The 14,929-nt window shown below is 62.5% G+C and carries 12 protein-coding genes; 8 read left to right on the forward strand and 4 right to left on the reverse strand.

Features of this window, described 5'->3' with window-relative positions; genetic code table 11:
• Positions 1-93: 93 nt before the first annotated feature.
• The 3 genes from HX869_RS06105 to HX869_RS06115 form a co-directional block, all read right to left on the reverse strand.
• Positions 94-798, reverse strand: a complete 705-nt coding sequence (locus tag HX869_RS06105) for an SPOR domain-containing protein (protein ID WP_003209324.1) — start codon at positions 796-798, stop codon at positions 94-96.
• Position 799: 1 nt separating this feature from the next.
• Positions 800-2,536, reverse strand: coding sequence for an arginine--tRNA ligase (gene argS, locus HX869_RS06110; RefSeq protein ID WP_003209327.1), 1,737 nt, complete (start codon positions 2,534-2,536; stop codon positions 800-802).
• Between the two features lie 219 nt (positions 2,537-2,755).
• The gene (locus tag HX869_RS06115; RefSeq protein ID WP_178902867.1) at positions 2,756-4,975 is read right to left on the reverse strand and encodes a primosomal protein N'; all 2,220 of its coding nucleotides are present in this window, start codon (positions 4,973-4,975) and stop codon (positions 2,756-2,758) included.
• 297 nt (positions 4,976-5,272) lie between these two features.
• On the opposite strand from HX869_RS06115, the gene rpmE reads away from it, so the two are divergent.
• The 3 genes from rpmE to HX869_RS06130 all read left to right on the forward strand — a co-directional run bounded on the left by rpmE (position 5,273) and on the right by HX869_RS06130 (position 7,783).
• Positions 5,273-5,503, forward strand: coding sequence for a 50S ribosomal protein L31 (gene rpmE / locus HX869_RS06120; RefSeq protein ID WP_003209330.1), 231 nt, complete (start codon positions 5,273-5,275; stop codon positions 5,501-5,503).
• A 41-nt stretch (positions 5,504-5,544) separates the two neighbouring features.
• Entirely contained in the window at positions 5,545-6,333 is a 789-nt protein-coding gene (locus HX869_RS06125; protein WP_178902893.1) for a thermonuclease family protein, read from the forward strand.
• 181 nt (positions 6,334-6,514) lie between these two features.
• Positions 6,515-7,783 (forward strand): malic enzyme-like NAD(P)-binding protein, encoded by a 1,269-nt coding sequence (locus HX869_RS06130; protein ID WP_003209334.1) that lies wholly within the window; start codon positions 6,515-6,517, stop codon positions 7,781-7,783.
• A 195-nt stretch (positions 7,784-7,978) separates the two neighbouring features.
• Here the strand turns inward: HX869_RS06130 and HX869_RS06135 are convergent, their stop codons facing one another.
• Positions 7,979-10,435, reverse strand: a complete 2,457-nt coding sequence (locus tag HX869_RS06135; RefSeq protein WP_372865157.1) for a penicillin-binding protein 1A — start codon at positions 10,433-10,435, stop codon at positions 7,979-7,981.
• Positions 10,436-10,655: 220 nt separating this feature from the next.
• Here HX869_RS06135 and pilM point away from each other — a divergent pair, with 220 nt between their 5' ends.
• The 5 genes from pilM to aroK all read left to right on the forward strand — a co-directional run bounded on the left by pilM (position 10,656) and on the right by aroK (position 14,812).
• Entirely contained in the window at positions 10,656-11,309 is a 654-nt protein-coding gene (gene pilM, locus HX869_RS06140; protein WP_023659347.1) for a type IV pilus biogenesis protein PilM, read from the forward strand.
• Entirely contained in the window at positions 11,309-11,860 is a 552-nt protein-coding gene (locus HX869_RS06145; RefSeq protein ID WP_003209339.1) for a PilN domain-containing protein, read from the forward strand. Before pilM ends, HX869_RS06145 begins: the two co-directional genes overlap by 1 nt.
• On the forward strand, positions 11,857-12,882 hold the full coding sequence (locus HX869_RS06150) for a pilus assembly protein PilP (RefSeq protein ID WP_178902869.1): 1,026 nt from the start codon (positions 11,857-11,859) through the stop codon (positions 12,880-12,882). Before HX869_RS06145 ends, HX869_RS06150 begins: the two co-directional genes overlap by 4 nt.
• A gap of 69 nt (positions 12,883-12,951) precedes the next feature.
• Complete coding sequence (locus tag HX869_RS06155; protein ID WP_178902894.1) at positions 12,952-14,289, forward strand: type IV pilus secretin PilQ; 1,338 nt, start codon at positions 12,952-12,954, stop codon at positions 14,287-14,289.
• Between the two features lie 4 nt (positions 14,290-14,293).
• Positions 14,294-14,812, forward strand: coding sequence for a shikimate kinase AroK (gene aroK, locus HX869_RS06160; RefSeq protein WP_003209345.1), 519 nt, complete (start codon positions 14,294-14,296; stop codon positions 14,810-14,812).
• Positions 14,813-14,929: the final 117 nt, after the last annotated feature.

A 14,929-nucleotide genomic window follows, 5' to 3' on the forward strand; every position in this document is an offset into this window, starting at 1 on the left:
CGAATGCGGTGTGTCAGTCACCTAAAATATTGACTGATCTACCGCATTCGCGAGCAAGCCCGCTCCCACATTAACCCGATGCTGTTTCCGGAATCAGCGGCTCTGGCGTTGTTGTAACAACAGGTTGCTAAACCCGGCGCCGGCCAGTTGCTTCTGCGCCACGGTCAGCTGTTCACGGTTGCTGAACGGCCCCACCAGCACGCGATACCAGGTCGCATCCTTAACCGTCCCGGACTCCACCGTCACCGCCTGCCCCAGCAAAATAATCTGCGCGCGTACCCGGTCCGCATCCGCCTGTTTCGGGAACGAGCCCGCCTGCAGGAAGAACTTGGTCACGGGCGCGGCCTTGGTGGTGGCGACCGGCGGCGGTGGCGGCGGGGTAATTCCGGCCAGCGCAGCCTGGGCCCGGGCCGTGTCGATCTTCGCTGCTTCCGCCGGGGTAACCGGCGTAGTCGGCACCGGCTGCGGCGTCGGCAGGGTTTTCTCCGGCACGGCGTCCGGCGGCACGATCACTTCCGATTCCGGCAGCAGCGTGTAGAAGTCGTACTTCGGCTTCACCGGCGCAGTCGGGCTAGGCGGTGTCTTGTTCGCCTCGGCCATTTTCGTGGCCTTCTGCTGTTCTTGCTTGACCCGTTTGACGTCATCGCCCTTGCCCGGGTCGAGCTTCATCAGGAACACCACAAACGCGCCGACCGTCAGGCCGATGGCCATCCACAACCAGCCCGGAATAGGCTTCTTCGCCGGTGCCTGGTAGCGGCTGGCGCCGCGCTTGGGTGCAGGTTTTTTCTTGGCAGCCAACTTACATACGCTCCAGAGTTTCCAGGCCCAACAATTCCAGGCCTTGCTTGAGGGTCCGTCCTGCCAGTGCGGCGAGGCGCAGGCGGCTCTGCTTTTGGGCTTCGTCGTCTGCGGTCAGGATCGGGCAGTTCTCGTAGAAGCTGGAGAACAAACCGGCGACTTCGTACAAATAGGTGCAGAGGATGTGCGGTGTGCCTTTTTCGCCGACGCTGTTCAGCACTTCGCCGAATTGCGCCAGTTTGGCGGCCAGTTCCTGCTCGTGTGGCGCCTCAAGGTTGATCTGGCCTTCGACTTCGCTGAAGTCCTTGCCCAGCTTGCGGAACACACCGGCCACCCGCGTGTAGGCATACAGCAGGTACGGCGCGGTGTTGCCTTCGAAGTTGAGCATCAGTTCGAAGTTGAAGCTGTAGTCGCTGGTGCGGTGCTTGGACAGGTCGGCGTATTTCACCGCGCCAATCCCCACGACGCGGGCGATGTTGCGCAGGTCGGCTTCGGCCAGCTCCGGGTTCTTTTCCTTCACCAGGTTGTAGGCGCGGTCCTGGGCTTCGTTCAGCAGGTCGATCAGCTTCACGGTGCCGCCGTCACGGGTCTTGAACGGGCGGCCATCGGCGCCGTTCATGGTGCCGAAGCCCATGTGTTCCATCTGCATCGGGTGGGTCACGAAACCGGCGCGGCGCGCCACTTCGAACACTTGCTGGAAGTGCAGGGCCTGGCGCTGGTCAACGAAATACAGGGCACGGTCGGCTTTCAGCACGCCGCTGCGGTAGCGCACGGCGGCCAGGTCGGTGGTGGCGTAGAGGTAGCCGCCATCGGCCTTGACGATGATCACCGGCAGCGGGTCGCCGTCGGCGGTCTTGAATTCTTCGAGGAACACGCACTGCGCGCCGTTGCTTTCAACCAGCAGGCCCTTGGCCTTGAGGTCGTTGACCACGTTGATCAGGTCGTCGTTGTAGGCGCTTTCGCCCATCACGTCGGCCATGGTCAATTTGACGTTGAGCAGCTCGTAGATTTCCTGGCAGTGGGACAGCGAGATCTCGCGGAAGCGGCCCCACAGTTCCAGGCATTCGGCATCGCCGGCTTGCAGCTTGACCACCAGGCCACGGGCGCGGTCGGCGAATTCTTCGGATTCGTCGAAACGCTTCTTGGCGGCGCGGTAGAAGTTCTCCAGGTCCGACAGCTCGTTGCTGGTGATCGGGTTTTCCTGCAGATAGGCCATCAGCATGCCGAACTGGGTACCCCAGTCGCCCACGTGGTTCTGGCGGATCACGTCATCGCCGAGGAACTCCAGGACCCGCGCCACGCCGTCACCGATGATGGTGGAGCGCAGGTGGCCCACGTGCATTTCCTTGGCCAGGTTCGGTGCCGACAGGTCGATGGCCACGCGCTGTGCCGGGCCGGCCTTGCGCACGCCGATTTTCGCGTCGGCCAGGGCCGCGTCCAGGCGCGAAGCCAGGGCCTGGGTGTTCTGGAAGAAGTTGATGAAGCCTGGGCCGGCGATTTCAGCCTTGGTTACCTGAGGGTCGGCCGGCAGCGCGGCGATGATTTTTTCCGCCAGGTCGCGCGGCTTCAGGCCGGCCGGCTTGGCCAGCATCATCGCGATGTTGCTGGCGAAATCACCGTGGGTCTTGTCGCGGGTATTTTCCACCTGGATCGCCGGCGTCAGGCCTTCAGGCAACACACCTTCGTTGACGAGTTGGGTGAGGGCTTGTTGGATCAGCTGGCGAATGGTGTCTTTCATGGTGTTCTCTTTCGACCGCAAGCGGTGGCGCGCGATGCGCAGGTGGAAAAACTGGGCATTATCCGTGGCGAGGGCGGGCTTGCCAACCTTCGCGGGACCTTGACGGACGATTAACCTGTGGCGAGGGAGCNNCTTGCTCCCGCTGGAGTGCGTAGCGCTCCCGGCTTTTTTGGGGCTGCTACGCAGCCCAGCGGGAGCAAGCTCCCTCGCCACAGGGGGTTAATACAAATCTACCGGGTCTACGTCCAGCGACCATCTCACTTGTCGCCCGCTTGGCATTTGCTCCAGCGCAAGTAACCAGCTGCTTAATAAACGATGCAGCGGCGCGCGGGCACTGGCTTGCAAGAGTAGCTGGGCGCGGTAGCGCCCGGCGCGGCGTTCCATCGGTGCTGGCACCGGGCCCAATAGCTCGATGCCGGTCAGACCCAGTTCCCCCAGCAAACGTTCAGCCTCGCTGCACGCTTCATCCAGGAAACCTTCGGCCTGCCCTGGCTTGTGCGCTTCGGCCCGCAGCAGCGCCAGATGCGCAAACGGCGGCAAGCCGGCCGAGCGGCGTTCGCTCAAGGCCTGTTCGGCGAAGGCAAAGTAGCCTTGTTCTGTCAGTTGAATCAGCAGCGGGTGGTCGGCCAGGTGCGTCTGGATGATCACCTTGCCCGGCTCTTCGGCCCGCCCGGCCCGGCCTGCGACCTGCACGATCAACTGCGCCATGCGCTCGCTGGCGCGAAAATCCCCGGAGAACAGCCCGCCGTCGGCATCCAGGATCGACACCAGGGTCACCCGTGGGAAGTGATGCCCTTTGGCAAGCATCTGCGTGCCCACCAGAATGCACGGCTGGCCCTTCTGGATCGTGGCGAACAACTGATTCATCGCGTCCTTGCGCGAGGTGCTGTCGCGGTCGACCCGCAGCACCGGGTAATCCGGGAACAGGATGCCCAGTCGTTCTTCGGCGCGCTCGGTGCCCGCACCCACCGGTCGCAAGTCGACTTTGCCGCACTGTGGGCAGTGCCGCGGCACCCGTTCCACATGGCCGCAGTGATGGCAGCGCAACTCGCCGGAGCGCTGGTGCACGGTCATTCGCGCATCGCAGCGATTGCACTCGGACATCCAGCCGCAGTCGTGGCACAGCAGCGTCGGCGCAAAACCCCGGCGGTTGAGGAACACCAGCACTTGCTGGCCCGCCGCGAGGGTTTGCCCGATGGCTTGCTGCATCGGCCCGGAAATGCCGCTGTCCAGCGGGCGACTTTTTACATCCAGGCGCAGGAAGCGGGGCTGCTTGGCACCGCCGGCACGTTCATTGAGACGCAGCAGGCCGTAGCGCCCGGTGTAGGCGTTGTGCAGGCTTTCCAGGGACGGCGTGGCCGAGCCCAGCACAATCGGGATGTTTTCCTGGCGAGCACGCACCAGCGCCAGGTCGCGGGCGTGGTAGCGCAGGCCTTCCTGCTGTTTATAGGAGCCGTCGTGTTCTTCGTCGATGATGATCAGCCCGGGATTTTTCATCGGGGTGAACAGCGCCGAACGGGTGCCGATAATAATGTCGGCCTCGCCGTCCCGGGCGGCGAGCCAGGATTCCAGGCGCTCGCGGTCGTTGACCGCCGAGTGCACCAGGGCGATGCGCGCGTTGAAACGCTGCTCGAAACGCGCCAGGGTTTGCGGGCCGAGGTTGATCTCGGGGATCAGCACCAGTGCCTGTTTGCCGGCTTCGAGGGTTTCGCGGATCAGTTGCAAATAGACTTCGGTCTTGCCGCTGCCGGTGACGCCCGCCAGCAGGAACGCGTGGAAACTGTCGAAACCGGCGCGAATCGCTTCATAGGCGGCACGTTGTTCGGGGTTGAGCGGCAGTTCCGGCTGGGCCAGCCAGTGTTCGTGGCGCTCGCCGGGAGCATGCTTGCGAATCTCCACCTGCACCAGACCCTTGGCCAGCAGCAAGTCCAGGCTGTCCTTGCTCAGCATCAGCTTGCTTAAAAGCTGATGGGCGACGCCGTGGGGATGCTGGGCCAGGGTTGCCAGGGCTTCACGCTGGCGCGGGGCGCGGGCGATGCGCGGGTCGTCCATGCGCGCCCCCGGGACCATCGACCAGAAACGCTCCTGGCGCGCCTCGGCCAGTTCGCCCTGGCGCAACAGCACCGGCAGCGCCCAGCTCAAGGTGTCGCCGAGGCTGTGCTGGTAATACTGCGAGGTCCACAGGCACAGCTTGAACAGCGCAGGCGGCAGCGGCGGCGTGCTGTCGAGGATGGCCACGGCCGGCTTGAGCTTCTCGGCGGACACTTCGCTGTGATCGGCGACCTCCACCAGGATGCCGATCATCTCCCGCCGGCCAAACGGTACCCGTACGCGCATGCCGGGCTGCAACTGCGACCGCAATACGCCGGCAGGGGCCCGATAATCGAACAGGCGGCGCAGGGGCGAGGGCAGGGCGAGGCGCAAAATGGCGTCGGGCACGCGGGGGTTCTCATATGACGGGCGGCGAAGAAGGGCGGGAGCCTAGCAGACCAGCGGTGGATGTGGGAGCCGGGCTTGCCCGCGATAGTATCGACACGGTGCACCTGAGGCACCGCAGCGCCTGCATCGCGGGCAAGCCCGGCTCCCACAGGGCCTTGTGTATGCCGCGCTTTTCTGATGAAAGGGGCCGTTGTGCTTCTTGCGCGTTTAAAAAGGTCTGGTAGAATCCGCGGCCTAATTACGTGCGGTATTCAACAATAGTGTTGATTGGCGGCACGCTAGCCTGAGGAATACACCATGAAAGCCGATATCCATCCAAACTATGTTGCCATCGACGTTACCTGCAGCTGCGGTAACAAGTTCGAAACCCGTTCGACTTTCGGCAAAGCTCTGCCAATCGACGTGTGCAACGAGTGCCACCCGTTCTACACCGGTAAGCAGAAGACTCTGGATGTTGGCGGCCGTGTTGACCGCTTCAAGACCCGCTTCGGTGCTTTCGGCGCTAAAGCTGCTCCTAAAGCCGAGTAAGGCTGGTCCGCTTGGATGGCCTGTATGGCTTGTCCTCGCTGATGAAAAAGGCGTCCCTTGTGGGCGCCTTTTTTGTGTCTGCGATTTGGCTGGCGCCCGCCCAGGCCGAGGTATTCTGCCCGGCGCCCGGCGATGTCGCGACCTTCGACGTGCAGCGGGTAGTGGATGGTGACACCGTGCGCCTCAAGGACGGCCGCAGCATACGCATGATCGGCGTCAATGCCCCGGAAACCGGCAAGCAGGGGCGCACTGATGAGCCCTTCGCCGTGGCCGCTCGCGAGCGCCTGCAAAGTCTGGTGGACGCGAGCGGTGGGCGCATTGGCGTGGTGCCCGGACGGGAGAGCAAGGACCGTTACGGCCGCACCCTGGCCCATCTCTACGGTGCCAATGGAGCAAATCTGGAAGCGCAGTTGCTCGCCGAAGGCCTTGGCTTCCAGGTGGCGGTCGCGCCGAATGTGGAACTGGTGGCCTGCCAGCAAGCCGCCGAACGCAGCGCCCGGCAGGCCCGGCTGGGGGTGTGGCGCCAGTCACCGGTGGTCGATGCGGCGAAGATCCGGCGCTCGGGCTTTGCCGTGGTCAACGGCCGAGTGAGCAAAATCGAACGCAATCGCGGCGGAGTCTGGATTGAGTTGCAGGGCTCACTGGTACTGCGCATTGCACCCAATCTGGTGGGCCGATTCGACAGTGCGCTGTTGAAGGGTTTGCAGGGCCAGTCCATCGAAGCCCGCGGCTGGGTGCTGGACCGCTCCCGACGCGGCGGCCTGGAAAAGGGCCAGGCACGCTGGCTGTTGCCACTGACCGATCCCGGCATGCTCGAGCAGGCGCCGTAAGAAAAAATTGTAGACATTTTTCAGGTCGATTGTGAACAGTTGAGCCCTTGTATCCCGTGGCTCTTGGCCAAAAGTCGTAGGGCAGGGCCCTTGACACCTGTGACTGCCCAGTCTTGTGGGGACTTTGCGACACGCGTATCCTCGGCGGTCCGTCGACCAACAGTAAAAGCGGAATGCCGATATGTCTGATTTGAAAACTGCCGCTCTCGAATATCATGCCCATCCTCGTCCAGGAAAGCTGAGTGTAGAGCTCACCAAAGCCACTGCCACCGCCCGCGACCTGTCGCTGGCCTACAGCCCTGGCGTTGCCGAGCCCGTACGTGAAATCGCCCGCGATCCTGAACTGGCCTACAAGTACACCGGCAAAGGCAACCTGGTTGCAGTGATCTCTGATGGCACCGCGATCCTCGGCCTGGGTAACCTCGGCCCATTGGCTTCCAAGCCAGTCATGGAAGGTAAGGGCGTGCTGTTCAAGCGCTTCGCCGGCATTGACGTATTCGATATCGAAGTCGATTCCGAAAGCCCGCAGGCTTTCATCGACACCGTCAAGCGCATCTCCATCACCTTCGGTGGCATCAACCTGGAAGACATCAAGGCACCTGAGTGCTTCGAGATCGAAAAGGCCCTGATCGAACAGTGCGACATCCCGGTATTCCACGATGACCAGCACGGCACCGCGATCGTTACCGCGGCCGGCATGATCAACGCCCTGGAAATCGCCGGCAAAACCCTTGGCGAAGCCAAGATCGTTTGCCTGGGCGCCGGCGCCGCGGCCATCTCCTGCATGAAGTTGCTGGTGAGCATGGGCGCCAAGCTGGAAAACATCTACATGGTCGACAGCAAGGGCGTTGTGCAGTCCGAGCGTACCGACCTGAACCAGTACAAGGCGATGTTCGCGCATCCGTCCTCCAAGCGTACCCTGGCTGACGCCCTGGACGGTGCAGACGTGTTCGTTGGCCTGTCCGGCCCGAACCTGCTGAGCGCCGAAGGCCTCAAGTCCATGGCCGCCAACCCGATCGTGTTCGCGTGCTCCAACCCGGATCCGGAAATCTCCCCGGAGCTGGCCCACGCCACCCGTAGCGACGTGATCATGGCTACCGGCCGTTCGGACTACCCGAACCAGGTCAACAACGTACTGGGCTTCCCGTTCATCTTCCGTGGTGCCCTGGACGTTCGCGCCAAGCGCATCAACGAAGAGATGAAAGTCGCGGCCGCCAACGCCCTGCGCGAACTGGCCAAACTGCCGGTTCCTCAGGAAGTGTGCGACGCCTACGGCGGCATCAAGCTGGAATTCGGTCGTGAGTACATCATCCCGAAACCAATGGACAAGCGCCTGATCACCCTGATCTCCGATGCCGTGGCCAAAGCCGCAATCGAGACGGGTGTGGCCACCCTGCCGTATCCGAAGAACTACCCGCTGCAAAGCGTGGATGATGTGTTCAACGGCTAAGCCGTTGTAGCGCACCACCAAAAAGCCCCGGCTCTTGCGAGTCGGGGCTTTTTTTGTGGCTGGCAATTGGCTCGAGCCTGGCGGTGATCCAACTGTGGGAGCGGGCTTGCTCGCGAAGACGGTGTGTCAGTCGGCCCATGTGAGCCTGATACTCCGCTTTCGCGAGCAAGCCCGCTCCCACATTGGAACTGCGTGTTAGAACAAGTCGATCGGCGCCGCCTCGTCCGCCGGCAGCGGGCTGCCCGGTGCAACACCATTGCCCAGCTCGTTGACCGACGGCGGCGTGTCCTCGCTCTTGAACAGCTCGAAGTACGCATTCGGCGTGCTCGGCGCTGCTGCACGGCCGCTAACCGGGTCGATCCGCAGGCTCAGGATGCCTTCCGGTTCCGGCTGGGTATGCAGCGGCATATCCTTCAGCGCGGCGCCCATGTAGCTCATCCAGATCGGCAGCGCGACAGTGCCGCCGAACTCCCGGCGACCGAGGCTTTCCGGCTGGTCGTAACCGGTCCATACAGTGGTCACGTAGTCGGCGTTGTAGCCGGAGAACCAGGCATCCTTGGAATCGTTGGTGGTACCGGTCTTGCCGGCGATATCGGCACGGCCCAGGGCCAGGGCGCGACGCCCCGTACCTTTCTTGATCACGTCTTCCAGGATGCTGTTGAGGATGTAGGTGGTACGGCCATCCACAACGCGTTCGGCTACCGCTGGCGCTTGTGGTGCGGCGGGAGCACCGGCTGCCGGGGCTTCGCCTGGCGTCGGCTCGATGGTGATGCCGCCGTTGGCCGGTGCTGCCTGGCCGTCAGTGGCCGCGACGCCATTGACCACGTCGCCCGGGACCCGTGGTGGGTTGGCGGTGAACAGGGTTTCGCCGCTACGGCTTTCGATCTTGTCGATCAGGTACGGGGTGATCTTGTAGCCGCCGTTGGCAAAGGTGCTCCAGCCGGTGGCGATTTCCATCGGCGTCAGCGTGGCGGTACCCAGTGCCAGGGACAGGTTGGGCGGCAGGTCCGACTTGTTGAAGCCGAAGCGGGTGATGTAGTCGATGGTCTTGCCTACGCCCATCGCCTGCAGCAGGCGGATCGACACCAGGTTACGCGACTTGTACAGCGCCTCGCGGACGCGGATCGGGCCGAGGAAGGTGTTGGTGTCGTTCTTCGGGCGCCAGACCTTGTCCAGATACTCGTCGACGAACACGATCGGTGCATCGTTGACCAGGCTGGCGGCGGTGTAGCCGTTATCCAGTGCAGCGCTGTAGATGAACGGCTTGAAGCTGGAACCCGGCTGGCGCTTGGCCTGGGTGGCGCGGTTGTAGTTGCTCTGCTCGAAGGCAAAGCCGCCGACCAGGGCACGGATTGCACCGTTCTGCGGGTCAAGCGACACCAGCGCGCCCTGTGCCACGGGCACCTGGCTGAATTTCAGGCTGTCGTCCTTCTGGCGCTGCACGCGAACCAGGTCACCGACCTGGGCCACGTCCGACGGCTGCTTGGGCATCGGGCCCATGCTGTTGGTGTTCAGGAAAGGGCGGGCCCATTTCATGCTGTCCCACGACACATGCTCTTCGCCGGTGCGCGTCAGTACCTGCACGCCATCTTTCTTCACCTGGGTGACGATGGCGGGTTCAAGGCCGCTGATCGGGCGCTGTTTGCCCAGCTCGACGGTCCAGGCGCTCAGGGTCTTGCCCGGCAGGCGCGATTCAGGGCCGCGGTAGCCATGGCGCTGGTCATAGGCGACCAGGCCATCGTGTACCGACTTGTTGGCGATTTCCTGCAGGTTGCTCGGAATCGTCGTGGTCACGCGGAAACCTTCGGTGTACGCCTCGCCGCCATAGCGGCCGACCATCTCGGCACGGGCCATTTCGGCGATATACGGGGCATTCACTTCCGGGGTCGGCACGTGATAGCTGGCGTTCAGCGGCTCGGCCACCGCACTTTCGTACGCGGCCTGGTCGATCTTGCCCAGCTTGTACATGCGGCCCAGGATCCAGTCGCGGCGCTCTTTGCTGCGCGCCGGGTTGGCCAGCGGGTTAAAGCGTGAAGGCGCCTTGGGCAGGCCGGCAATCATCGCCATCTGCGCCAGGCTGGCGTCACGAATCGACTTGCCGTAGTAAACCTGCGAAGCCGCCTCGATGCCGTAGGCGCGGTTGCCCAGATAGATCTTGTTGACGTACAGCTCAAGGATCTCGTCCTTGGTCAGCTGACGTTCGATCTGCAACGCCAGGAGGATTTCCGTGGCTTTGCGGGAAAAGCTGCGTTCGCTGGTGAGGAAGAAGTTCTTCGCCACCTGCATGGTGATGGTGCTGCCACCGGATTGAATGTGTCCGCTTTTGACCAATTGCGTGGCCGCCCGCACCAGGCTGCTTGGGTCGACGCCATAGTGATTGGCGAAGTTATCGTCTTCAGCCGACAGCAGGGCGTTGATGAAATTGGGTGGAATGTCGGCGAAACGGATCGGTGTGCGGCGCATTTCGCCGAACTCCGCGATCAGTTTTTCATCGCTGCTGTAGACCCGCAAAGGAATCTGCAACTGGATACTTCTCAGGGCCTCTACGGAGGGCAAACCCGGACTAAGGTAGAGATAGGCCCCGCTGAGCACGAGCATCAGCCCGCAGACGATCGCGACAATGGAGTACCCGAAAAACTTCAGCAGACGAATCAAGGCTTTTGGATTTCCAAGGAAAAGAATGGGTTAGGCGTCGGGGCATGCACGGCAAGTGGTGGATCGACCCGGCCAGCAGATAAACGCGGGAAAAAACGCTGGGCATTAAAGCATTTTTCGGCTTCGGGCGTCATTCGCGCCGCTCATACAAGCCGACCGAATGCAGGAAGCCTGGCAGCAATCAGTCCGTAAGACAGGGAAAGTTTTGGGGAGTTTTATGAGAAAGGGATTTTTCAGGCGAAAAGCCGATGCCGTCCTGGGTATCGACATCAATGACACCGGCGTCAGGCTGGTGGAGCTGGAGGCTTCAGGCACTGGCTACAGCGTGCGGGGCTACGCCATGCAGCAGTTGCCGGCCCATGCGGTGGTCGACAGCAGCGTGGTTGATTTCGATGCCGTCGCGCAGGCACTTTCCCGGGCGCTGGTACAGGCGCATACATCACTCAGGCATGCCGCCGTGGCCGTGGCAGGGCCCTCGGTGATTACCCGCGTGCTGGAGATGGACACGGGGCTGACGGATGCTGAAATGGTGCGTCGAATCCATGGGGAAGCAGACCAGTACATTCCTTATCCGCTGGAGGATGTGGCTATCGACTTCCAGGTGCAGGGCCCGTCGGCCCATGACCCGCAAAGCGTCGATGTGCTGCTGGTTGCCTGCCTCAAGGAACAGGTGGAGGCCCGTGAGGCGGTTTTGGCCCTTGCGGGGCTGGCGACGCGGATAGTGGATGTCGAAGCATTTGCATTGGCTCGCGCGGGCAGGCAGGCTTCGGACAGCATCACGCCGGGCCGTCGTGTCGATGGCGCGCAATGGGCCGTGGATGCCCAGGGAATGGGAGTGGCCTGCGGGCTGGCCCTGAGGAGTTTCGACTGATGACACGAATCAACCTGTTGCCGTGGCGCGCAGAACGGAATGAGCGGCGGCGCAAATATTTTCTGGTGTTTTTGGCAGGGGCTGCAGCGGTGGCGCTGGCTGCGGTTTGGCTGGCAGACCAGGTGATCGACCGTGCAATCGATCGGCAGTTGGCTCGCAATAACCAGTTGAGCCAGGGTGTCACCGGGCTCGACTCGCGGATCAAGGCCATCGACGAACTGCATGAGCAGCGCCAGCAGTTGATGGAACGGATGAAAGTTGTGCAGGGTTTGCAGGACGATCGTGCGGCGGGTGCTCAGTTGCTGGACCAGTTGGCCCGTGCCGTGCCGGAGGGGGTGCAGTTGCGCGAAGTGAGCGTCGACGGCGGTTCTGTTTCCATCAGCGGCACGGCCGGATCGAACCGGGACATTGCTCAGTTCATGCGTGGCCTCGAAGCTGCCGAAGACTTGGAAGCGCCCCGGCTTCAACGGGTTCGCGGCGCGCAGGAGGGCGACGACAATGGCTTCCAGTTGACGGTTCGCCATGGTCACTCGGATGAGGTGCGCCAATGAGAGGGGCGTCAGGCCTGCCAGGGCTGACAGAATCCGATATAACCCAGCTCTGCCAGAACGCCGCCAACTGGCCCATGCCGGGCAAGGCGTTGCTGGCTGGCGCGGTGGTTTGCCTGCTGTGGGCGGTGGGCAATACCTTCTACTTGAGTGGGGCGCGGGAGCAACTGCGCCAGCTTGAGTCGCAGGAAGTGGCGCTTGAACAGCAGGTCGCGCTGAAAACCAGCCAGGCTGCCGGCCTGGAGTCCCTGGTCCGCGAACTCGAAACAATGCGAGGCCATTTCGCCAACCTGTTACGGCGGCTGCCTGCCGACACCCAGGTACCCGGCCTGCTTGAAGATATTGGCCGCCTGAGTGCCGCCAATGGCTTGGTGCTGGAGGCCATCGAACTTCGGGATGACCAGCCTCGCGCCCTGTACATCGAATCGCCCATGCAGATTGGCGTCACCGGGACTTTTCACGACCTGGCGGCGTTCATCAACGGCATGGCCAGCTTGCGAGGAATTGTCACGGTGCATGACTTGGCATTCAGTCCTGTCGATCCCTCGGAGTTGCATCTCAGTCTGGTAGCCAGGACCTATCGTCACAACCGCCAGGCGGGCGATGACCCGAAGGTTGATTTGCACCCGCCGGCACAGGCTGTCGCCGAGCCCGGGCCGCAGCAAGTGGCCTACGATTTTGCAGCCTTGCGCGACCCTTTCCAGCCGCTCTCTCGCCAACTGGTTCGACCCGCCGGGCGACCGGCTGCCGGACCTGATCTCGCCAGACCTCGCGGAATCCTCGAAGGCTTCGCCGTGGAGCAGTTCGAAATGGTCGGGACCTTGTCCCTGGGGGCTCAAACCTTCGCCCTGCTGCGCGGAGTGTCGTCTGTCCATCGCCTGGCAATCGGCGATTACCTGGGCCCGGACCACGGGCGCATCACGGCGATTCATGACTCCCATGTCGAACTGGCCGAGCTTTTCCCGGATGGTCAGGGCGCGTGGCTGGAACGCTCGCAAACCCTTGCCCTGAACGTGAACTCATAACGGAAACAAACAATGAAAAGGACTTTTTCGTCCTTCGGTGTGGCGCTATGGATAGCGTTCACGGCACCGATGGTCATGGCTGTGCCCAATCGAATCGACTTGATTCACCTGCCGCCACCTGGCAATGCGCCCCTGAGTACCGGACGCGTGGCATTCACCGGGGACAAGCTGTCCCTCAACTTCCAGAACATCGAGTTGCGCGCGGTGCTGCAGCAGATTGCTGACGTTGCCGGCCTCAATCTGGTGACCAGCGACGACGTGCAGGGTTCGATCACCCTGCGCCTCAAGGACGTGCCCTGGGACCAGGCCCTGGACCTGGTGCTGCAAACCAAGGGGCTGGACAAGCGTGTGACGGCCAATGTGCTGCTGGTCGCGCCGGCCGAGGAGTTGGCCGCCCGCGAGTTGCTGGCGATGGAGTCGCGCAAGCAAATGACTGAGTTGGCACCGCTGCGCCGCGAGTTGCTGCAAGTCAATTACGCCAAGGCGTCGGACCTGGCCAAGCTCTTCCAGTCGGCCGTGGGCCTGGAAGGTGCAACCGATGAGCGCGGCTCGGTGGCGGTGGATGACCGCACCAACAACATCATTGCCTACCAGACCCGGGAGCGGCTGGAGGAGCTGCGCACGATTGTGGCGCAACTGGATATTCCGGTAAGGCAGGTGATGATCGAGGCGCGGATCGTCGAGGCCAATGTGGATTACGACAAAAGCCTTGGCGTGCGCTGGGGCGGGCAACTGAATCGGGGTAACTGGAGCGCTGGCGGGATCAGGAAACCGCTGGCCGAAGGCACCGAGCCGCCTGAAATCCCGCCCAGCTCGCCGTTTGTGGACCTGGGGGCGGTCAACGGCAGCGCCGGCCTGGGTGTCGCGTTTATCACCGACAACCTGCTGCTGGACCTGGAACTGACCACCATGGAAAAAACCGGCAATGGTGAAATCGTTTCGCAGCCCAAGGTCGTCACCTCCGACAAGGAAACCGCGCGAATCCTCAAGGGCACCGAGATTCCCTATCAGGAGTCCAGCTCCACCGGCGCGACCTCGGTGTCGTTCAAGGAGGCCTCCTTGTCATTGGAAGTGACCCCGCAAATCACCCCGGACGGCTGGGTGATCATGGAGGTCAAGGTCACCAAGGACGAGCCCGACTACCTGAACAGGCTCAACGATGTGCCGCCGATCAAGAAAAACGAGGTCAATGCCAAGGTGCTGGTCAAGGACGGGGAGACCATCGTGATCGGCGGGGTTTTCTCCAATACTCAAAGCAAAGTGGTAGATAAAGTGCCATTTTTGGGCGATGTGCCGTATCTTGGCCGCCTTTTCCGGCGGGATGTGGTTTCGGAGAAAAAATCCGAGCTGCTGGTATTCCTGACTCCGCGTATTATGAATAACCAGGCGATTGCTGTGAGTCGTTGATTCTGTGCGAAATTTGATTCTTGTAGGACCGATGGGGGCTGGAAAAAGCACCATCGGCCGTTTGCTGGCCAAAGAGCTGCGCCTGCCATTCAAAGACTCCGATAAGGAAATTGAATTGCGCACGGGCGCCAATATCCCGTGGATCTTCGATAAGGAAGGCGAACTGGGCTTTCGCGACCGCGAGCAGGCGATGATTGCCGAACTGTGCGGCTGCGATGGCGTGGTATTGGCCACCGGCGGTGGCGCAGTGATGCGCGACGAGAACCGCCGGGCGCTGCACGCCGGCGGTCGCGTGGTTTATCTGCACGCGTCTGTCGAGCAGCAGGTGGGCCGCACCGCTCGCGACCGCAATCGCCCATTGCTGCGCACCGCCGACCCGGCAAAAACCCTGCGGGACCTGCTGACGCTGCGCGACCCGCTTTATCGGGAAATCGCCGATCTGGTGGTGGAAACCGATGAGCGGCCGCCACGAATGGTGGTTCTCGACATTCTCGAGCGCCTGGCACAGTTGCCACCCCGTTAAAGCCAGGGCCGAAATGCGCTATCCTCGGCGGCGCGTCATGACCGTCCGAGTTGTGGCGTAGAGCCATCAGGCAGCGTCAGATCCCGACGTTGCCGACAACGTTAATGTAGGGCAGGA

This window comes from Pseudomonas sp. P7779 (assembly GCF_013386315.1).
Classification (GTDB): Bacteria; Pseudomonadota; Gammaproteobacteria; order Pseudomonadales; family Pseudomonadaceae; genus Aquipseudomonas.

What these genes read in the sequence shown, in the direction of transcription:
- argS (WP_003209327.1), bottom strand. Translation starts at nt 2,536, where the DNA reads ATGAAAGACACCATTCGCCAGCTGATCCAACAAGCCCTCACCCAACTC.
- rpmE (WP_003209330.1), top strand. Translation starts at nt 5,273, where the DNA reads ATGAAAGCCGATATCCATCCAAACTATGTTGCCATCGACGTTACCTGC.
- HX869_RS06155 (WP_178902894.1), top strand. Translation starts at nt 12,952, where the DNA reads ATGGTCATGGCTGTGCCCAATCGAATCGACTTGATTCACCTGCCGCCA.
- HX869_RS06150 (WP_178902869.1), top strand. Translation starts at nt 11,857, where the DNA reads ATGAGAGGGGCGTCAGGCCTGCCAGGGCTGACAGAATCCGATATAACC.
- HX869_RS06125 (WP_178902893.1), top strand. Translation starts at nt 5,545, where the DNA reads ATGAAAAAGGCGTCCCTTGTGGGCGCCTTTTTTGTGTCTGCGATTTGG.
- pilM (WP_023659347.1), top strand. Translation starts at nt 10,656, where the DNA reads ATGAGAAAGGGATTTTTCAGGCGAAAAGCCGATGCCGTCCTGGGTATC.
- HX869_RS06130 (WP_003209334.1), top strand. Translation starts at nt 6,515, where the DNA reads ATGTCTGATTTGAAAACTGCCGCTCTCGAATATCATGCCCATCCTCGT.
- HX869_RS06145 (WP_003209339.1), top strand. Translation starts at nt 11,309, where the DNA reads ATGACACGAATCAACCTGTTGCCGTGGCGCGCAGAACGGAATGAGCGG.